The sequence below is a fragment of the Chondromyces apiculatus DSM 436 genome, from assembly GCF_000601485.1.
Classification (GTDB): Bacteria; Myxococcota_A; Polyangia; order Polyangiales; family Polyangiaceae; genus Chondromyces; species Chondromyces apiculatus.
Window position 1 is genome coordinate 30,930 of sequence record NZ_ASRX01000002.1, and the last position, 20,389, is coordinate 51,318.

Annotated in this window: 14 protein-coding genes; 6 read left to right on the plus strand and 8 right to left on the minus strand. The window is 72.8% G+C overall.

Going from position 1 to position 20,389, the window contains the following annotated elements:
* Positions 1-133: 133 nt before the first annotated feature.
* Positions 134-2,356 carry a choice-of-anchor X domain-containing protein gene (locus CAP_RS49625; RefSeq protein WP_156040360.1) on the minus strand — a complete coding sequence of 741 codons (2,223 nt, stop codon included), beginning with the start codon at positions 2,354-2,356 and terminating at the stop codon, positions 134-136.
* 144 nt (positions 2,357-2,500) lie between these two features.
* On the opposite strand from CAP_RS49625, the gene CAP_RS00515 reads away from it, so the two are divergent.
* The 5 genes from CAP_RS00515 to CAP_RS00535 all read left to right on the plus strand — a co-directional run bounded on the left by CAP_RS00515 (position 2,501) and on the right by CAP_RS00535 (position 12,384).
* Positions 2,501-3,850, plus strand: coding sequence for a hypothetical protein (locus CAP_RS00515; RefSeq protein ID WP_044234807.1), 1,350 nt, complete (start codon positions 2,501-2,503; stop codon positions 3,848-3,850).
* Entirely contained in the window at positions 3,847-4,989 is a 1,143-nt protein-coding gene (gene argE, locus CAP_RS00520) for an acetylornithine deacetylase (RefSeq protein WP_044234809.1), read from the plus strand. Before CAP_RS00515 ends, argE begins: the two co-directional genes overlap by 4 nt.
* A gap of 97 nt (positions 4,990-5,086) precedes the next feature.
* Complete coding sequence (locus CAP_RS43375; protein WP_197040926.1) at positions 5,087-8,851, plus strand: protein kinase domain-containing protein; 3,765 nt, start codon at positions 5,087-5,089, stop codon at positions 8,849-8,851.
* A gap of 95 nt (positions 8,852-8,946) precedes the next feature.
* Entirely contained in the window at positions 8,947-10,536 is a 1,590-nt protein-coding gene (locus tag CAP_RS00530; RefSeq protein ID WP_052373885.1) for a S28 family serine protease, read from the plus strand.
* 282 nt (positions 10,537-10,818) lie between these two features.
* Complete coding sequence (locus CAP_RS00535; protein ID WP_052373886.1) at positions 10,819-12,384, plus strand: S28 family serine protease; 1,566 nt, start codon at positions 10,819-10,821, stop codon at positions 12,382-12,384.
* A gap of 87 nt (positions 12,385-12,471) precedes the next feature.
* Here CAP_RS00535 and CAP_RS43380 read toward each other — a convergent pair whose 3' ends face one another.
* Positions 12,472-14,280: a M1 family metallopeptidase gene (locus CAP_RS43380; RefSeq protein WP_052373887.1), complete on the minus strand. Its 1,809-nt coding sequence runs from the start codon at positions 14,278-14,280 to the stop codon at positions 12,472-12,474.
* A 182-nt stretch (positions 14,281-14,462) separates the two neighbouring features.
* On the opposite strand from CAP_RS43380, the gene hemH reads away from it, so the two are divergent.
* Entirely contained in the window at positions 14,463-15,350 is an 888-nt protein-coding gene (gene hemH, locus CAP_RS00545) for a ferrochelatase (RefSeq protein ID WP_044234811.1), read from the plus strand.
* A 181-nt stretch (positions 15,351-15,531) separates the two neighbouring features.
* On the opposite strand, the gene CAP_RS00550 is transcribed toward hemH, so the two are convergent.
* The 6 genes from CAP_RS00550 to CAP_RS00570 form a co-directional block, all read right to left on the minus strand.
* Positions 15,532-16,260 (minus strand): SDR family NAD(P)-dependent oxidoreductase, encoded by a 729-nt coding sequence (locus CAP_RS00550; RefSeq protein ID WP_044234815.1) that lies wholly within the window; start codon positions 16,258-16,260, stop codon positions 15,532-15,534.
* Complete coding sequence (locus CAP_RS00555; protein WP_044234817.1) at positions 16,257-16,988, minus strand: SDR family NAD(P)-dependent oxidoreductase; 732 nt, start codon at positions 16,986-16,988, stop codon at positions 16,257-16,259. Before CAP_RS00555 ends, CAP_RS00550 begins: the two co-directional genes overlap by 4 nt.
* Positions 16,989-17,207: 219 nt before the next feature.
* A complete protein-coding gene (locus CAP_RS00560; protein ID WP_156040361.1) occupies positions 17,208-18,143 on the minus strand; it encodes a hypothetical protein in 936 nt (311 codons plus the stop codon).
* 37 nt (positions 18,144-18,180) lie between these two features.
* The gene (locus CAP_RS49630) at positions 18,181-18,327 is read right to left on the minus strand and encodes a hypothetical protein (RefSeq protein WP_156040362.1); all 147 of its coding nucleotides are present in this window, start codon (positions 18,325-18,327) and stop codon (positions 18,181-18,183) included.
* Between the two features lie 15 nt (positions 18,328-18,342).
* Positions 18,343-19,209 carry a hypothetical protein gene (locus CAP_RS49635; protein ID WP_197040927.1) on the minus strand — a complete coding sequence of 289 codons (867 nt, stop codon included), beginning with the start codon at positions 19,207-19,209 and terminating at the stop codon, positions 18,343-18,345.
* Positions 19,210-19,607: 398 nt separating this feature from the next.
* The gene (locus CAP_RS00570) at positions 19,608-20,129 is read right to left on the minus strand and encodes a hypothetical protein (RefSeq protein ID WP_044234825.1); all 522 of its coding nucleotides are present in this window, start codon (positions 20,127-20,129) and stop codon (positions 19,608-19,610) included.
* Positions 20,130-20,389: the final 260 nt, after the last annotated feature.

Below are 20,389 nucleotides of genomic sequence, written 5' to 3' on the forward strand. Positions count from 1 at the left end.
GCCCGCGTGCCCGCGTGCCCGCGTGCCCGCGTGCCCGCGTGCCCGCGTGCCCGCGTGAAGGACGGGCTCCGGCGCGCAGTGCGCGGCGCGCGATGTCGTCGACATCGGCGCCGCGTCCGTGAGGCGCTCCGACTCAATCCCGCCGGCGACGACGGCCCAGCGTCACCAGGCCTGCGAGCAGCGCGAACCAGGGCGCACGGGTCTGCGCGCGAGGGGCCTCGCCAGCGACGGCGCAACTGCAGCCGTTGTCCTGGAACCCGCCGCCAGCCCCGCCGGCCGCGAAGTTGCCGCTCGCCGAGGTGGAGGTGGACGTCGTGGAGCCGTTGCCGCCCGAGCCGCCCATGCCGCCGGAACCGCCAGCGCCGCCGGTGCCACTCGCTTCCCCACCGGAGCCGCCCATGCCGCCGCCGGTGCCACTCGCTTCCCCGCCCGAGCCACCCATGCCGCCACCGGAGCCGCCCATCCCGCCGGTTCCAGTGGTGCTGGTCATTCCTCCACCGCTGCCACCGGAGCCGCCCATGCCGCCACCGGAGCCGCCCATGCCGCCACCGGAGCCGCCCATGCCGCCGCCGGAGCCGCCCGCGCCCCCGGCTCCGCCCATGCCGCCGACTCCGGTGGTGCTGCTGGTCATTCCCCCACCCGTGCCACCGGCTCCGCCCATTCCTCCGCCAGCTCCACCTGCCCCGCCCATTCCCCCACCGCTGCCGCCGGAGCCGCCCATACCGCCGCCAGCGCCGCCCATACCCCCACCAGCCCCGCCAGCGCCCCCGGCCCCTCCAGCTCCACCAGCGCCTCCCGAGCCCCCCGAGCCCCCCGAGTCCAGCGTTCCCGGCGTGATCTCCGCGCACGCCTCCCAGGTCGCCGACCCCTCCTCGCTGGTCTCGTCCTCGCCCGTCACCCCGTTGCCAGGCATTGATTGCATGCCCTCGGTGAGGTCGGTCCGGCAGGTGTTGAAGGCCGACCCGAGCGGCGCATGCAATGCCGCGTCGTCGGCCGTGTCATTGAGGTAGGTGCTCCCGGTCGTCCCGGGGTCCGGGCCGTCGATCGATACCCCCGACTTGTTCACCGCCGGGTGTGACGCCGATGCCGTCCCGGCGAACACGTAATCGACGTCGTCGACCAGGTCGCTCACCCCGTCCCAGGTGAAGAGCACCACCGGCTCTCCACTGTCGGCGAGCCCGCGCGTGGCGCCGATCGCACCCGCGAAGGGCGCCACCATGTCGGGCACGCTCGGCACCGAAATGGGCAGCCCGGCGCCGTAGGTCCCGCTGCTGGGAATCTCGTAGGTCGCCGCGGTCCCGTAGCCCGGGAAGGTCGCGTTCCCACACCCCAGCCGGAAACACTCGGCGCCGCCCAGGGCCACGGTCTGCACCTCGCCGGGCTGGATCACGGCCCCGACCGGGAAGCGCACCACGAAATCGGTGCTCTCCACCGTGGGCGCGGTCGCGGACACCACCCGGTAATAGCCACTGAAATCGGCGAGGTAGGTATCACCGAGCGCCACCGGCGTGCTCCCGGCGTTGTGGATCTCGATGAATTCACCGGCCGACGGCGCGGTCACCACCTCCGTCAGCAGCAGCTTCTCCGGCTGCGTCACCCGCACCCGCATCCGGCCCTGGAGCGCGTCGAGCTCCAGCGTCACGATGTCGCCCGTGGCCGCGGTGATCTCCCCGTTGCTCGAGTCCTCCGGGTCGAAGCTCCACCCGTTCGCGCCGAGCTTCGTCCCCCAGGGGCCCTGCGCGGCGAACTTGAACGGCTCTCCGCCCAGCATCGACGGCGCCACGAACCGGTACGTGTACACCCCGTCGCCCGCCACCCGATCCCCGCGCGTCCCGTCGTCGCGCGCGACGGTCACCGTCGACGCCGGGTTCCAGGCCGTGTCCCCCACCATCGCCTGCCAGGCCCCGACGGCGACCCACACCTGGGGCGCGCCGCTCGCGGTCCGCGTCGCCAGCCACGAGTTCGACGACGACTCCTGGGTCGGCGTGAACTCCTGCGCCGTCAGGTTCCGGGTGTCGTAGTGGAACGTCACCGCGTACGGACCCCCGCCTGCCAGCGTGATCCGCAGGTTCTGGTTCCCCGACGTCCCCAGCCCCCCGTCGCTCAGGTCGTTGCCGTTGCGCGAGATCTTGTACTCGACGGTCCCGCCCGATGCGAACGTCACGGCCGCCGAGAAGATCCCGTCGCCCGCCACTGCGTCTCCCGCCATCCCGTCGTCGTGCAGCGGCGCCCCGGCGCCGTTCTGCCAGTTGCCCAGCTCCGGCGCTCCACCCATCACGGCGGGCGCGGCCATCGCCACGCCTGGCACCATCACGAACGCCGTCACTCCGGAGCCGAACCAACCCAGTCGACGCATGAAAAACTTCTCCTCGCCGCAGGGCGCCCAGTGTGGGATGCCCGGATGCTGTCATCCTACCCAGGGCGAGGCGCGTGGGAACAGGGGGAGGTGGTCGGAACGGATCCGTCCCCAACCTTCTCCGCGACCATGTAGGATGCAACCGTGCCCGATCTCGACGCCATCTCCGACGCGGCCTACGTGGCCGCGGGCGCTGATTTCGCCTTCGTCCTCACCCTGAGCGGCCGGCTCCTCACCCGGCATGCGCCCCGGGACATGCCCCGGGAGGGCAGGACCCTCATCTCCCAGACCGCCCTCTCTCTCGCCCCAGGCGCCCGGTTCGGCCACCTGGAGCTTCCCCGCGAGGATCTCGTCCCCTACGGCGGCGCCGCTCCGATCGAGGTCTACTTCGGCATCTCCACGACCGACCGCATCCTCTGCCTGGTCATGTCCACCTGGGCCGCCCGCGACGGCGTGGCCGGCGCCCTCGACACCGCCCTCCAGGCCCTCGAAGACCTCGACAGGCCCGCCGCTCCTCAGGACGCCCTCGATCGGCTCGACGTCTTGCCCGACGCCGCCGCCGCGGTCCTCGCGGACGCCGCCATCCACACGGCCGACACCCTGGCCGGCACGCTCCCCGCGGCCGACGCGCTTCCCGCGGCCGCTGCGCGCCCCGTACCGGGCACCCCGAACCCAAGCGCGCCCGACCTTGCCCCTCCCTCCGTGCGCGAGGCCCCTCCGCCCAGCCGCCGTGAAGGCCCGGCTTCCGGCCGCAAGTCCAGCGCGGGCCGCAAGGCGCACGCCTCCAGGCCAGGCCCCCCCGAGTCCCGCCCGGCCCCGAGCGAGGGCCGCAAGCGCAGCGCCGTCGCCGGCCTCGCCTCGCTCGCCTCGGGCCCCAGCCGTTCCCGCGCCCGCGCCGCCACGCCTCCGCCCGTTCCCGTTCCTGTCGTCCGCATCCCCGGGCCTCCTCCGAAGCCGGCTGCTGCCCGCGCCCGCCGCACCGCGCCGCTCCTGCCCACCGAGGTCTCGCTCCTCGACATCCGCGTCGGCGAGGCCACCCTCGGCCGCGAGAGCCTCGCCGCCATCGAGCGCGAGCTTGGCCTCGGCCGCGCCTCCCTCCCGGATGTCCGCGTCGGCGTCGCCCCGGTGGGCCGCGAGACCCTGGTCGCCATCGAGGCCGACCTCCGCGAGTCTGCCCGCCCCGGCTCGGCCCCCGAAGCCGTCCGCTTCGAGCTGGGCAGCATCAGCCGTGAGAGCCTCCAGGAGATCGCCACCCTCGAAGCCCACAGCGCCGCCGCGGGCCCGCGCCCCTCCATGCCCCTCATCGTCCCTGCGCGCATGACCCAGCCCTGGGTCGAGTCTGCCGAGGATGCCAAGCGCGCCTCGGACGCCGCTGCCCGCGCCCGCAAGGTTGCCCCCCCAGACCTTCACCTCCAGGTCATCGACGCCGACCCCGAGATCCACGATCTCGCCCGCTCCGACCGCCCCCGCCCTGCCCGACGCCCCCGCCAATGACGCCCCGCTCCCTCCTCGAACGCCTCGTCGCGTTCCCCACCGTCTCGCGCGACTCGAACCTCCCCCTCATCGACTTCGTCGAAGACCTCCTGCGCGCCCACGGCATCGCTGCGACCCGCGTCCCCAGCGACGACGGCACCAAGGCCAACCTCCACGCCACCATCGGCCCCGAGGTCCCGGACGGCATCGTCCTCTCCGGCCACACCGACGTCGTTCCCGTCGACGGCCAGCCCTGGGACACCGACCCCTTCACGCTCGTCGAGAAGGACGGCCGCCTCCACGCCCGCGGCGCCGTCGACATGAAGGCCTTCATCGCCACCGCCCTCGCCCTCATCCCCGAGATGAAGGCCTTGAAGCGCCCCATCCACCTCGCCCTCTCCTACGACGAGGAGGTCGGCTGCGCCGGCGCCCCCCGCCTCATCCGCGAGATCTGCGCGCGCGTCCCCCGGCCCCGCGCGGTCATCGTCGGCGAGCCCACGAGCCTCCGCGTCGCCACCGCCCACAAGGGCATCGCCGTCTACCGCACCACCGTCACCGGCCACGAGGCCCACTCGAGCCTCACCCACCGCGGCGTCAGCGCCGTCATGACCGCCGCCCGCCTCATCACCTGGCTCGACGACCGCGCCCGCGAGCGCCTCGCCGACCCGCAGACGGAGAGCGGCTTCGAGCCTCCCTGCACCAGCATCCACGTCGGCAAGGTGCAGGGCGGCACCGCGGTCAACATCATCTCCCGCCACTGCGAGTTCTGGTGGGACGTCCGCACCCTCCCTGGCGACAGCGCCCCGGCCATCGCCGAGGCCCTCACCCGCTACGCCGACGAGGCCCTCCTGCCCGACATGCGCCGCGTCGCCCCCGAGGTCGCCATCACCACCGAGGCCCTCCTCGGCGCCCCTGGCCTCCGCCACGACCCCGACAGCGCCGCCACGGCCCTCGCCCTCGCCCTCACCGGTGCCCGCGAGACTGGCCGCGTCCCCTTCGCCACCGAGGCCGGCCTCTTCCAGGAAGCCGGCATCCCTGCCGTGGTCTGTGGCCCTGGGTCCATCGACCAGGCTCACCAGCCCAACGAGTACATCACCCTCGATCAGCTCCATGCGGGCGAGGCCTTCCTCCGCCGCCTCATCGCCGTTCTCTCGGGGTAGCCCACGCGGCGGCTGCCCCAGGCTTTTCGCACGATTTGCCGCAGAGAACGCCGCGGCCGCGTGCGTCATGACCACGTGACCGTGTACCATGCGCGCGATGCAGCTCTCGCCGGGGGACACCTTCGGCCGTTACCAGATCGAGCAGGTCCTCGGCGCCGGGGGCATGGGAGAGGTGTACAGCGCCCTCGACACCCGCCTGCACCGGCGCGTGGCCCTCAAGGTCCTGCTCTCGTCGCCTGGAACGGATCCCGAGAGCTGGACGGAAGCTTGTGAGGGCATGCTCCGCGAGGCCCGCGCTGCGGCTGCCCTCAACCACCCCAACGTCGTCGCCCTCTACGACATCGGCGAGCACCTGGGCATCCCGTACCTCGCCATGGAGCTGGTCGAGGGCGACACCCTCCAGGATGCCGTCTCGCCGGGCACGCCCCAGATCCTCCGCCTCCGCTGGCTCCTCGACGTCGCCCGCGCCCTCGCTGCCGCCCACCGCGCCGGCATCATCCACCGCGACGTCAAGCCGGCCAACGTCATGCTCCGCAGCGACGGCATCATCAAGGTCCTCGACTTCGGCATCGCCGTCCGCGTCCACCTCACCCCCGAGAACCCTCCCCACGACGGTGTCGATGCCGCCGCGCCTGCCCTCCGCGGCCTCGACGACCTGATCGGCACCCCGGCCTACATGTCACCGGAGCAGCTCCTCGGCGACGCCCTCGACGAGCGCGCCGACCAGTTCTCGTGGGCCGTCCTCGCGTACGAGCTGCTCTCCGACAGTCTCCCTTTCGGCCACGGCTGCGACACCAACACCGTCATCTCCGCCATCCTCAACGACCCGGCCCCGCCCCTCGAAGGCGTCCCGCCCCTCGTGACCTCCACCATCCAGCGCGCCCTCTCCAAGCGCCGCGTCGATCGCTTCGACACCATGGACGAGGTGGTGGCGCTCCTCGAGCCCCTCGCCCCCACGCCCCCTTCGCAACCCTCCCAGCGTCGCCCGTTCCTCCCCTCGTGGCACCCCGACGCCCCGACGCCCATCTCCCACCGGGGCATCGCGGTCGTCCCCCGCAGCTCGGTCCCGCCCACCGACCGCAGCCCCGTACCGCAGAGCGAGCGCATCTCCCCGGTGGCCTACGACCGCATCTCCGCGCTCACGGGCGAGCGGATCTCCGCGGTGTCTGTCGACCGGATCTCGGCGCTCACGGGCGAGCGTCGCTCCGGCCCCCCGAGCGAGCGCATCTCTGGGCTCCCCCTCGACCGGATCTCGGCGCTCACGGGCGAGCGTCGCTCCGGCCCCCCCAGCGATCGCCGCTCCGAGCCTGGGGGCGAGCGCCACTCCGGCCCCCCGAGCGAGCGTGCCTCCGGGGTACCCAGCGAGCGGATCTCCGGGCTGCCCGGCGACCGCCTCTCCGCCCCTTCCGCCGAGCGGATCTCCGGGCTCCCCTCCGAGCGGATCTCCGGGCTGCCCGGCGACCGCCTCTCCGCCCCTTCCGCCGAGCGGATCTCCGGACTGCCCGCCGAGCGGATCTCCGCGCTGCCTCCCGAACGCACCTCCGCCCCTTCCGCCGAGCGCCTCCCGATCTCGCTCGCCGATCCCATCGCGACCCCTCGCGTCGTCCCGATCCCGCCTGCGCCCCTCGACCCCCTCGACACCACGCCCCTCACCGCGGGCTCCTGCAGCACCAGCGACGCTCTCCCCCCGCTCGACCGTGACTTCTCCGACTCTCCCACCTCCGAGCGCACCACGCCCAGCCGCGTCTTCGACGTGCGCGGCCTGGGCGACGTGCGCGACACCTCGGAGCACACCCTCATCAGCGCTTCCGTGGCCCCTCTCCTCCAGGGACGCACGGGCGACAGCACCCTCGCGGGCCGCGCGCCTCGTGACGCCGCGTCCACGCGCAGCCCCGGCTCGACACACAGCCCTCGCTCGACGCACAGCCCCAGCTCGACGCACAGCCCCAGCTCGATACACAGCCCCAGCTCGACGCACAGCCCCAGCTCGACGCACAGCCCCAGCTCGACACACAGCCCCAGCTCGACGCACAGCCCTTCCTCTCGCGGTCCCGGCTCCACGCAAGGTGCTGGCTCCACCCGTGGCACCGCCTCCACCCGTGGGGCCGCCTCCGCCCGTGGCGCCTCGTCCTCCAGCCGCGCGGCTCCTCCCCGCGCCGCCACGACCGGCCGCATCCCCTGGTTCAAGGGCGGCCTCGCTGCGGCCCTCCTCGGCGCCCTCATCACGCTCGCCATGCCTCCCCTGGGGACGCAGCCGCCTGCCGCGCCGACCACCCCTCCCGCCGCGCTCCCGGCGCCGCCCGACCCGCACGCGGCCCCGGCGCCCACCCCCATCACGGCCCTCCAGCCCCCGCGCACCCTCAGCGAGCCGGCCCTCCTCGGCTACCGCGAGGGCCTCCAGGCCTACCGCGACGGCCGCTGGATGGCTGCCCACGAGGCCTTCGAGCGCGCCGTCACCTACGACCCCTTCTTCGCCGCGGGCCACCTGCGCCTCGCCCAGACCAGCCAGCGCCTCGCCTCCGTCACCGAGACCCGCGCCCACTACCAGCGCGCCCTCTCCTTGCGCCTCTCCCTCGACGACCGCGACCTCCTCCTCCTCGACGCCCTCGAACCCGTCCTCCTCCGCACCCCGCCCGACCCCGTCGACGCCTCGCGCCGCCTCGACGCCGTCATCCAGCGCTTCCCTGCCGACGCCGAGCTGTACTGGCTGCGCGCCCTCTGGGCCACCGACCCAGGCGTCATCCTCGCCGCCAGCCAGCGCTGCACCCAGCTCGACCCCGACTACGCCGACTGCTGGCGCTTCCAGTCCGTCGCCCTCATGACCCTCGGCCGCGCCGAGGCCTCGCGCGCTGCCCTCGACCACTGCATCGAGATCTCGCCCGCCGCCACCGACTGCCTCGTCGACCGCGCCCGCGCCCATGAACGCGAGGGCCACTGCGACCTCTTCGAGAAAGACGCCCGCCGCAGCGCTGCCCAGAGCCCTGCCGACCCTGACGTGCACCTCGACCTCGGCACCGCCCTCTTCGCCCTGGGCCGCTCCATCCCCGAGGTCCGCGGCGCCCTCCACCACGGCCTCGACGAGGTCTCGCCCGCGCTCCTCGCCCACCTGCGCCTCTTCGACGACGCCCGGATCGCCGTCCTCGAAGGCGACCTCCGCCAGGCCATCACCATCGCCAGCGACGCCGCCGCCCAGGCCCCCGCGAGCCTCCCCGCGAACGTGCGCCTCGCCCCGGCCATCCTTGCCATCCTCATCGAGCAGGAGCTCGGCCGTGACCGCGACGCCGCCCGCGCCGCCGACGCCCTCCTCCGCGCCCCGTACCCGGCCGCGTCCCTCGCCCTCGCCGACGACGCCACCATGCTCCTCACGCAGGCCAAGCTCCGCGGCGGCCTCCTCACCCGCGCCCAGTACCGCGCTGCCCGCGACGCCTGGCTCCGCGGCCGGGGCGCCACCGTCCCTCCCCACGACCGCGCGCTCCTCTGGGTCGACGCCTACGCCACCCCGGCCCTCACGGCCGAGGAGGCTGCCGAGGCCCTCGCCGCGCTCCCGTCTTACCTCCCCTTGCCGCCTGCCATGTCGACCGTCGAGCGGAGCGCCCTCGGCAAGGTCTACCTCCTCGCCGACCGCCCCGCCGACGCCCTGCCGCACCTCGTCGCCGCCACCGCCTCCTGCTCCGCGCTGCGCAACCCCATCCGGCACACCGTCGCCCATCACCACCTCGGCCTCACCCGCGAAGCCACGGGCGACACCGCCGGCGCCTGCGCCGCTTACCGCACCGTCATCGCCCGCTGGTGGACCGCCTCCGGATCGATCACCGCCCGCGCCTCCGCCGCGCGCATGAAAGCGCTGCACTGCCCGCCCTGAGCCGGCGCGCGCAACACCTGACACCCGCTGATCCCTGGACCAGGCCGTTGTGCGCAGGGGTACACGCTCCGCGAGGCGGCCTGTAGAGTGCCCGCATGCGGACCCCTTTCACGACCTGTTTCGCGCTTCTTCTTGGCCTTTCCTTCGTCGCCGCCTGTGGAGGTGACGAGGACGACGGCAGCACCCCCGTCCCCGCGTGCAAGCAGAACGCCATCTGCATCGGCCCTGGTGGGGGTGGCGGCACTGGCGGCTCGGGTGCTGCCGGCGGTGATGAGGGCGGCGCGGGCGGCATGGGTGGCGCCGGTGGCGCTGGCGGCCTGGGCGGCGACGGTGGTGCGGGCGGCGACGGTGGTGCGGGCGGCGACGGTGGTGCGGGTGGCGGCGCGAGCGCCGACATCCTCCCCCAGCTCCAGGCCATCCCGGGCATGACGGTCGTCGAGGAGCGCGCCTCCGAGCTGCCTGGCTACCGCTGGTTCGTCCTCCGGTACGAGCAGCCTGCCGATCACCAGGACCCCGCGGGCCAGCACTTCCAGCAGACCCTCACCCTCCACCACCGCGACGCCTCGGCGCCCCTCGTCCTCTTCACCAACGGCTACGGCGTCGACACCAGCTACGAGTACCTCAGCGAGCCCACCTCGCTCCTCGACGCCAACGAACTCGAGGTCGAGCACCGCTTCTTCGGTGACTCCCGCCCCGACCCCGCGGACTGGTCCCACCTCACCATCGAGCAGGCTGCCGCCGACTTCCACCGCATCGCCGAGGCGCTCCATCCCCTCTACCAGGCCCCCTGGATCTCCACGGGCGGGAGCAAGGGCGGCATGACCGTCGCTTACCACCGCCGCTTCTACCCCGACGACGTGCAGGGCACCGTCGCCTACGTCGCGCCCCACAGCCTCGGCGAGGCCGACCCCCGCTACACCCCCTACATCAACCAGCGCGGCGACGCCGCGTGCCGCCAGAGTCTCCTCGACTTGCAGCGCGAGGTGCTCCTCCGCCGCCCCGCCATGCTCGCGTTCGTGACCGACGAGGCCGACATGGCCGGCGAGACCTACGACATCCTCGGCATGGACCAGGCCTTCGAGTCGGCCGTCATCGAGTTCGTCTTCTACTTCTGGCAGTACTTCGGCGAGGACCACTGCGCTGCCATCCCTGCCGTCACGGCCACCGACGACGAGATCTGGGGCTTCTTCTCCTCGGTCAGCGCGCCCCTCGGGTGGGGCGACGGCTCCCTCACCTACTTCGACCCCTACTACTGGCAGGCCGCCGTGCAGCTCGGCTACCCCGGCTACGACGAGACCAACATCGCCGACCTGCTCCAGTATCCGGGCATCGACGTCGCCGTCTCCTACGTCCTCCCCGGCAAGACCCCGGTCTTCGATCCCGGATCCATGCCCGCCGTCGCCGACTGGCTCGCCACCGAGGGCGAGCGGATGATGTTCGTCTACGGCGAGGACGACCCCTACACCGCTGCCGCCTTCATGCTCGGCGGGGCCCAGGACTCGTACCTCTTCACCCAGCCCGGAGGCACCCACGGCGCCGAGCTGAGCGCGCTGCCTTCCGCCGACCAGCAGACCGCCTTCGCCGCCCTCGAAGCCTGGACCGGCGTCCCCGCCTCCCTTTCCACGCAGGCCCTGAACCTCCCGCGCGCCCCGCGCATGCTCCACGGCCGCCGCGTTCGGCACTGACCGCCAGCGCTGCCGCCCCGCGTCCGACCGCCTCCCTGCTCACCCTGACACCGCGCATGCCCGTCATGCGCAAGCGTCTGCGCAAGCCGCCTGCGCAAGCCACCAGCGCAAGCCACCAGCGCAAGCCACCAGCGCAAGCCACCAGCGCAAACCACCAGCGCAAGCCGCCAGCGCAAGCCGCCAGCGCGCCGACTTCCGTGCGCGCTGACCTCCCCGCCTGCCGGACCAGGGCTTCGGCACGGAGCGTGAAAGAGCCGCCGCCCACACAGGAAAGGTCCCCGGATGCGCAACTCTCTGACGACGTGTTTCGTGCTTCTCCTCTCCCTCACCGCGGTCGCCGCCTGCGGTGGTGATGGCGACTCGAGTGACGGCTGCGGAAACGACTGCTCCAGCGGTGGCTCTGGTGGAACCGGCGGAGGCGGGGACGAAGGCGGCGCGGGTGGTGCAGGCGGTGATGGCGGCGCAGGTGGCTCAGGCGGCGTGGGCGGTGATGGCGGTGATGGCGGTGATGGCGGTGATGGCGGTGATGGCGGCGCGGGTGGCGGCGAGACGGCGGACATCCTCCCGCTCATCGAGGCCATCCCCGGCATGCAGGTCGTCGAAGAGAAGCCCTCCGAGCAGCCTGGTTACCGCTGGATCATCCTCAGCTACGAGCAGCCTGCCGACCACGCCGACCCTGCGGGCCAGCACTTCCAGCAGACCCTGGTCCTCCACCACCGCGACCTCACCGCGCCCTTCATCCTCGGCACCAGCGGCTACGGCATCAGCACCAGCAGCGAGACCCTCACCGAGCCTGCGCTCCTCCTCGGCGGAAACCAGATCTACGTCGAGCACCGCTTCTTCGGCAGCTCCCGCCCCGATCCCGCGGACTGGTCGCACCTCACCATCGAGCAGTCGGCCGCCGACTTCCACCGCATCGCCGAGGCCCTCCACCCCATCTACCAGGCCCCCTGGATCTCCACGGGCGTGAGCAAGGGCGGCATGACCGTCACCTACCACCGCCGCTTCTACCCCGACGACGTGCAGGGCACCGTCGCCTACGTCGCCCCCCACAGCTACGGCGCGTCCGACCCCCGCTACGTCACCTTCGTCGCCCAGCGCGGCGACGCGGACTGCCGCGAGGCCCTCCTCACCTTCCAGCGCGAGGTGCTCCTCCGCCGCGACGCCATGCTCGCCCTCATGACCGAGGATGCCGAGGTCTACGGCGACACCTACGACCTCCTCGGCATGGAGCAGGCCTTCGAGACCGCCGTCACCGAGATGCTCTTCACCTTCTGGCAGTACTACGGCGAGCCCTACTGCCCCGCCGTCCCGCCCCCCACGGCCTCGGACCAGGACGTCTGGGATGCCTTCGCCTTCGCCGGCGTCCCCTACACCTGGGCCGACCTCTCCCTCGCCTACTACGAGCCCTACTACTGGCAGGCCGCCGTGCAGCTCGGCTACCCCGGCTACGACGAGTCCAACATCGCCGACCTGCTCCAGTACCCGGGCCTCGACGTCGCCGCCTCTTACGTCCTCCCCGGCAAGACCCCGGTCTTCGACCCCGAGGCCATGCCCGACATCGCCGACTGGCTCGCCACCGAGGGCGAGCGGATGATGTTCGTCTACGGCGGCGGCGACCCCTACACCGCGGGTGCCTACGAGATTGGCGCGGCCCAGGACTCGTACCTCTTCACCGAGCCCGGAGGCACCCACGCCGCCCGCGTCACCAGCCTCCCGGGCGCCGATCAGCAGACCGCCTTCGCCGCCCTCGAAGCCTGGACCGGCGTCCCCGTCACGCCTCCCACCGCCGCCATCCGGCACGCCGCCGCCCGCTGGGACCTCCACGCACGCCGCGCGCTGCGCTGACCCACGCTGGGGCCGCCACGGGCGCTCGCGGGGCCGTCGCGGCGCGTGGCGGCGCGCGGCGGCCCGTGGTGAGCGCGCGGCAGGAGGTCACGGCGCGAGCGCGTCTGCCGCCATCTTGCGCACGAGGCGGGAGGTGTCGTCCTCGGCGCGCTCGCGCATCGCCTCATGCACCGCGGCGCACTCCTGCGTCTCGCCCGCGTCGCGGCAGAGCCCCGAGAGACGTTCCAGCGCATCGGCGCGGCCGGCCACGTCGGGCTCGTGGCGGAGCTGCTGGAGGAGCATCGGCGCCGGGCGCGGGTGCTCGATCGCGAAGGGCAGGTGGCCCCCGTCGTCCGCGCGCGCCGACCGGAGCGCACCCGCGAGCGGGAAGCGCACCTCCTGCCGACCTGCGGTGATCGCGACCGTCCGGCTCTCCCGCCCCGCGTCCGTCTCGACGGCGAGCTGGAGCGGGAAGCTCCACGGCCCTTGCTGGCGCTGCTCGACCTCGAAGACAAGGCTCCTGCCTTCCTCGCGGTGACGGACCACCACCTCGGGGACCCCGGTGCCGTGGACCCACTGCTGGAAGAACCCATCGAGGCGCTCGCCGCTCGCCGCCGCCATCGCGGCCTGCAGCGCGTCGCTCGTCACCGCGCCCCCCGCGTTGTCCTGCACGAACGCCTTCACCCCCGCCCAGAAGGCCCTCTCGCCGAGCTGGTGGCGGAGCAGGTAGAGCACCGCGCTGCCCTTCGCGTAGGAGATGGGACCCGACACGTCCTTCGCCCGGACCGGCCCCGGGAAGGCGAGCGCGCGGTCCTCGCCGCGCTGGCGGATCCGCCCGTAGCTTCGCCGCGCCAGGAGCACCTCGCGCCCGTACTCGTCGGCGCCCCAGCGCTGCTCCTTGTAGGCGGCGACCATGAACGTGGCGAACGCCTCGTTCAGCCAGAAATCGGCCCAGCCGGCGCAGGTCACCAGGTTCCCCCACCAGGCGTGGGCCAGCTCGTGCGCGATCATCCAGTCCTCCCGCGGCTCGCTCAGCACGCTCTCCGCGTAGTCGGCCGGGAGCACCGCGAAGCCCGCGACCTCCTGCGGGCTCCCCCCCTGGACCAGCACCTGCGTGTAGTGCGCGAACGGGTACGGCACCCCGGCGCGCCCCTCGAAGAAGCGGAGCATCTCCTCGGTGCCCGTGAAGACGCGCTCGAGATCGGCGCCGCTCCGTTCCGTGGAGAGGAAGCGCAACCCCACCTTCCCCGCTGCCCGCGATGCCTCGTGGAACTCCCCCGCCGCGAAGCCGTAGAGGTACGCGGCGTGGGGGATGCCGAGGCGGAAGGTGTGGCGTTCGAGGCCCTCGGGGAGCGGCTCGCGCGCGACCGGATCGCCGCTCGCGACCACCGTGAGCCCCGCGGGCGCGGTGAGCCGCAAGGTGAGCGTCGCCTTGTCTCCCGGGAGATCGCTGGACGGCAACCAGCGCTCCGTGTGGAACACCGTGAACACGGCGTCCTTGCCGAAGCGCAGACCCCGGCTCGGCCACGCGTGGTAGGCGATCTCGATCGTGCGGGTGGTGCCTGGCGCCGCGCCTTCGAGCGGAATCCGCAGGCGACCGTCCTGCATCCCGTGTGCGCGCGCGTCGCCCCCCTCCCGCACGGCATCGAGGATCATCCCCTCCGCGGCGAGATCGAGGGTCGGAGACGCGGCGCGCACCTTCACGGAGATCCGGACGCGGCCCGAGATCGCGCGCGTCTCCGGGACCAGCCGGAGCGAAGCATCGTAGTCGAGGACATCGTACCCGGCCGCCGGGGTCTCCTTCCCCCGGAGGACGACCTGCGCACCTCGGCCGCGATCATCCTCGGCGCTGGGCGCGGACGTGCGTGGGTGAGCCCCGCAGCCGGACAGCCCGCCGACGAAGACCCCGAAGGCCACGACGCCGCGCCTGCAGAGGGCGCGCGCAGGAGATGGTGAGGGTCGTGCGCTCATGGAACGGCGGCAGACCGTAGCACCTCGCGCGCCTGCGCAAGCTGCTGCGCGCGTTTAGACCTCCTGTCCTCCCGCGCCCAGGCGACCGTCCCGGCCCGCGATCCCCCGCGTGCTATCGTCTCCGCCCCATGTCCGCCGCCGTCCTCCTCTCCTGCCACGGGACCGTCTCGCGCCACGAAGACATCCCCGCCTTCCTCCACAACATCCGCCGCGGCCGCCCCACCCCGCCCGAGCTGGTGCAGGAGATCGCCCACCGCTTCGACGCCATCGGCGGCTCCCCCTTGATGACCATCACCGAGGCCCAGGCCCGCGCCCTCGAAGCCCGCCTCGGCGTCCCCGTCGCCGTCTGCGCCCGCCTCTGGCACCCGTACCCGAGCGAGGTCCTCCCCGCCCTCCTCGCGCAGGGCGTGCGCACCGTGATCTCGCTCCCCCTCGCCCCCCAGTCCGTCGACGTCTACCACGCCGCCATCCGCGAGGCCGCCGCCGCCCACCCCGACCTCACCGTGCGCGCCGCCCCCGCCTGGGGCCTTGAGCCCGCCCTCCTCGACGCCTTCATCGAGACCATCGACGAAGCCCTCGCCGCCGAGCCCGAAGCCGACCGCAACACCATCCCCATCATCCTCTCCGCCCACAGCCTCCCCCGCCGCGTCATCGCCATGGGCGACCGCTACGAGATCGAGTTCCGCGCCATGGCCGGCGCTGTCGCCGAGCGCCTGGAGGCCCGCGGCTTCCAGACCCACATCGCCTTCCAGAGCCAGGGCGCCAGCGCCGAGCCCTGGATCGGCCCCGACCTCCCCGAGACCTTCGCCACCCTCGCCAGAGCCGGCGCCCACACCGCCCTCATCGCCCCCATCGGCTTCCTCGCCGAGCACGTCGAGACCCTCTACGACCTCGACATCGAAGCCCCCAAGCTCGCCGCCCAGGCAGGCCTCCCGCGCCTCCTGCGCGCCCGCGCCGTCAGCACCCGCCCCCGCTTCATCGACGCTCTCGAAGCCGTCGCCCGCCGCGTGTTGTAGTCCCGAGTCAGGGGCTCGCGCCCCCGCCCCCCGCCGAGCAAAGCTCGTCGGGGCCCCCCCCCCCGCGATCCACCCGAGCTGACCAGAGCGTGCTGCCGCTTCGGGCCTGGCGCCCGTCGTCACGGGAGGCGATCGCAGTGCCCGACCGTGTGGAGTCGCGCCCCCGCCGTCGCTCATCCCGTCACGCCAGCGCTCCCCCGTCGATCACCAGCGCCTGCCCCGTCACCCCGGCCATCCCCTCGCCGGCCAGCGTGAACGCCATCTCGGCCACCTCGCGCGGCTCCAGCATGCGCCCGAGCGGCACGCTCCGCGCCAGCGCCTCCGCGTCGAGCCCGAGGTCCCGCATCCGCCCCTCCGCCATCGCCGTGCGGGTCCACCCCGGGCAGATGGCGTTCACCGTGATCCCCCGCGGCGCCACGTGGAGCGCCAGCGCCCGCGTGAACCCGATGACGCCGTGCTTCGCCGCCGTGTACGCCGTCTGATCCGGCGCCCCCTTCAGCGCCAGCACCGACGCGATGTTGATGATCCGCCCCGTCCTGTCCGGCAGGTGCGGCAGCGCGTGCTTGCTGACCAGGTACGTCCCGTTCAGGTTCACCGCGATCACCTGGTTCCAGAACGCATCATCGTCCTCTGGGTCGAGCGAGTTCACCCCCGCCTGCCCCGCATTGTTCACCACCACGTCGAGCCGCCCGAACCGCGCGACGACCTCCGCGATCCCCGCCTTCACCTGCGCCGCATCGCTGACGTCGCACACCTTCGAGAACGCCGCGTGCGGCGAGTCCACCGGGCTGCGCGCGAACGCCGCCACCTCGAACCCCCCCTCCCGGAACCGCTCGATCAGCGCGCTCCCGATCCCCCGCGACCCCCCGGTGATCAGTGCTACCCGCGCGCTCCCGGCCTGCTCGCTCACTGTGCCACCCCCCCGCCGTCCACGGGCATCACCACCCCCGTCATGAACGACGCCGCATCCGACGCCAGGAACGCCACCGCCCAGGCAATCTCCCGCGGATCCGCGAACCTCCCGAGCGGCACCGCGTCCTTGTACGAATCCCCCGCGTCCTTGTACGCGTCCCCCTCCACCAGCTTCCGCCGCGCCGACAGCTCCGCGACCACCCGCCGCAGCATCGGCGTGTCCGTGCTCCCCGGCGCCACGCAGTTCACCCGGATCCCCCGCGGCCCCCAGTCGAGCGCCGCGCTCATGGTGAGCTGCGCGATCGCCGCCTTCGACGCCCCGTAGATCGCGCTGTCCTTCTTCCCGATGAACGCCTGATCACTCGCGTTGTTGACGATCGCCCCCTTCCCCTGCCGCACCATGTGCGGGATCACCGCCTTCATCAGCAGGAACGGCGCCTTCAGGTTCACCGTCAGCACCGCGTCCAGGTCCTCCAGCGACGTGTCCACCAGGTTCCCGAGGTGCGTCACCCCCGCGTTGTTGACGAGGATGTCGACCCGCCCCTCCGCGGCCACCACCCGCTCCACGTGCCCCTCGATCGCCCCGAGGTCCCTGAGGTCCACCTCCGGCAGATCGAACCCGTGCACCCGGCACCCCTGCTCCCGCAGCAGCGCCTCGATCGCAGCGCCGATCCCGCTGCGGTGACCAGTGACGATCGCGACCTTGTCTGCAAGCCCCGGTAGCATCTGCGCTCTCCTCCGCTGCCCGATGAAGTGCCAGCGGGTGAACCAGACCCCCCGACCCCCGTCAAGCCTGCCGCGCGCAGCGCCCCCGTTGCGCGTATCCCGCCCGCCACCGCGCCGCGCCGATCGCGCAGCCCCCCCCGCCTCACCCGCGTCTCTCCGCGCCGCGCCGATCGCGCAGCCCCCCCCCGTCTCACCCGCGCCTCACCGCGCCGCGCCTGCTCACTCCGTCCAGGTGGCCCCGCGCCCCGCCTTGCACTGCGCCACGACCCTCTCCTTGTCCGCCGCCAGGAGCCTGTTTCCCGCGTAGTACACGATCGCCACCTGCTCCCCGCCCCGCCTGGCGCTGCACACGCCGAGCGCCTTCTCCCGGCTGCACGGCGCCTGCCTGGGCGTCCCGCCGCCCTGCGGGCACCGCGTCAGCAACGCCGGGTCGTCCGAGTCGCTCTCGGTGCAGAAATGCTCGTTCGGCCTCTCGCAGGCCGCGAAGGCCCGCGGCGCCGGCGCCTTCTGACCGGGCGCGCTGCGCTTCGGGATCGTGCAGCGCCCCGGCTCCGCCACCGTCATCGAGGTGTAGTCGAGCTCCAGCGCCGTCACCTGATCCTCGCCCCCCAGGTGATAGGCGCATCCCCCCGCGCGGTCCCGGTTGTAACAGCCGCGCATCACCGCCGGCATGCCGGGCGCGAACGTCATCCTCCCTTTCTTCTTCTCGCAGTGCGCCGTCGCCAGCTCCAGCGCCCCGTCCCCCTCGAACACGTAGTCGATGCACATCTCCGTCGCCAACACCCGGCACGTCGCGTCGACATCCCCGGGCGCCGTGCTCCATCCGCGCCCCCCACCCCCGCGACCGGCCTCGCCGCCCTCCACCCCTCCGGCCTCCTCTCCGAGAGGAAGCCCGTCCCCCGTGAGCGACATCCCGGCCTTCGTGGCCTCCTCCACCGTCCTCGGCTCCTCCCCGGACGAGCCCTGCCCCGCCTCCTGCGCGCCCTCCGCACCCGACCCGCGCGACGCCGTCGCCGCCCCCTCCGGCGTGCCGGGCGCGCTCCCGCACGAGGTGGCCCCCACGAGGCCCGTGTTCACCATCAGGGAAAGAACCCACCTGCAACGTCGCACCATGTTCAGCACCTGCCCTCGCCGCCCCGGCCCATCGTCGCGCACGCCGCGCATGCTCCGCACCCAGCGCGCCTCACCCCCGTCAACGCGCGGCTCCCCCTCCGTCCTTCCAGGTCCCTTCCACCAGGTCACACAGCTCGACGAGGTGCTTCTTCGGCGACGGGTGCCCCTTGTAGAACACCATCGCCCCGTGCTCCCCGCGCTGCTTGAAGCTGCAGACGCCGACCACCTTCTCCCGGTTGCACTACGTGAGCGCCTTCTGCAGTGTCCCCCCGAGCCGCCCGCAGTCCGCCGCCCACGCCGGGTTGTCCGTGTCGTTCTCGATGCAGTCGTTCTTGCCCGGCCTCTCGCAGACCGTGATGGGCCGCGGCGGCGGAGGCTTCGCGGGGACCCCCTTGAGCTCCTCGATCGTGCAGCGCTTCGGATCCACCACCGTCATCGCGTCGTAGTTGAACTCGAACACCGTCACCTGGTCCTTGTCCCCCAGGTTGTACGCGCAGCTCCCCGCGCGATCCCGGTTGTAACAGCCCCGCCTCCCCGCGAGCTTCTCCCCGGGCACGAACACCATCTCCCCTTGCACCGATCTGCAGTGCGCCTCCGCCCGCGCCCCGTTCTTCTCGAAGAGGTAGTCGATGCACATCGTCGGGTTCGCCACCTGGCACGTCGCGTCGACATCCCTGGGCGCCGTGCTCCGCCCGGAAACGACGCCACCCTGCAGGCCGCTCCCCACAAGAGGGGCAGCCTCGTCCTCGTCCGACCAGTCAAGCGCCTGGCCCTTCCGCGCCTGCGCTGGCGCCTGGCCCTTTCGCGCCTGCGCCTTCGCATCGTCCTCGTCCGACCAGTCGAGCGCCTGGCCCTTCCGCGCCTGCGCTGGCGCGCTCCCGGGCGGGTTCTGCGCCGCCGCCTGCTGCGCCCTCTCCGCGCCTGAAGCGCCCGCCGCCGTCCCGGCGTTCGTGGCCGCCTGCGTCGCTGTCTGCGGCGCGGTCGCCGCCCCCGAGGCGCGTGGCGTGGTGGCCGCCCCCTGCGACCTGCCGGGAGCGCTCCCGCACGACGTGACCGCCACCAGGCTGCCGGTGAGCATCAGGGAAAGAAGCCATCGGTCCTGTCGCATCGTGTTCACCGCCCGTCCTCGCTGCCGTCGACGCCGCGCACAGGGCCCGGCGCTTCGTGCAGAAGGCGCCGGCCACCTCGCGAGGCGGACCATACGCAGGGGTGGAGGCACTGCCAAGCCGTCCGGGGTCGGAGGAGCGGTGAGGGAACGGGAGAGCGGTGAGGGAGCGGTGAGCGGTGAGCGGTGAGGGAGCGGTGAGCGGTGAGGAAGCAGGGAGGCGTGATCGCTGATTGCGAGGTGTGTTCAACAAGAAAGGCGCCAGCGCGCATCCTGCCAGGACCATTCCGCATACTGCGGTGGTTTCCTGAGCAATGGTGCGCGTGGCGGCTCTCGCGCGTCACGAGACGCGAATCACGGCGCCTGAATCACAGCGCCGTTCAATGACACGCTCGTCTTTCTCAGGCGCTCGGCGTCGTCGGCTTCGTGGTCTCCGGGGGGATCGGGGTCTTCGAGGGAGCGCCCTTGAGCGGCGGGCGGCGCTTGGCCATGAACTCGGTCACGGGCTTCAGCTCCAGCGCGAGCTTCGGGTTCTGCTCCCCCATCTTGGTCAGCACCCCGTAATAACCGAGGAACGCCTCCCACATCTCCGACGACGCCTGCGCCGCCGTGTCCTCGGCGAGCACCAGCCCGGACCGGAACAGGTCCGCCAGCGGGTGGAGCCGCATGCGCAGATCGAGGTCGTTCATCATCCCGGCGAGCGGGATGTCCTGGAGCGTGATGCCGTAGTTGGTGGCCAGATCGTGGACCCGCTGCACCATCGGCTCGGCTTCCAGGCGCGCGTGCAGGAGGCGCTTCCGCTCCTCCGGCGCGAGAATGAGCCCGAAATCCTGCAATTGCGTGACGATATCGGTGAGCTGAGTGACGAGCGCGCTCAGCTCGGCCGCCGTGGGTGAGTTATCCCCTACTCGATTCGTGATCATGATGTGATGCCCTCCAGGGGCATAGCTGCGTCTCGCGGAATGCGACTCGCGCCGGCCGCCCAATGTATAGAGGCACAAAACGAATTCAAGGAGAATATCAATCACTGCCCATCTTCCATCGCCATTGGAACGGCAACTGCCGATCGGCTGGTGGGAAGAGGTGCGATCGTGAAGGTGGAATGGTGAGGGTGTGGGGTGCTCCTCGTGCGCCGAGGGAGCGCGTTTGTGCCGGAGAAGGCCGTGCCAGAGCTGGGAGATGG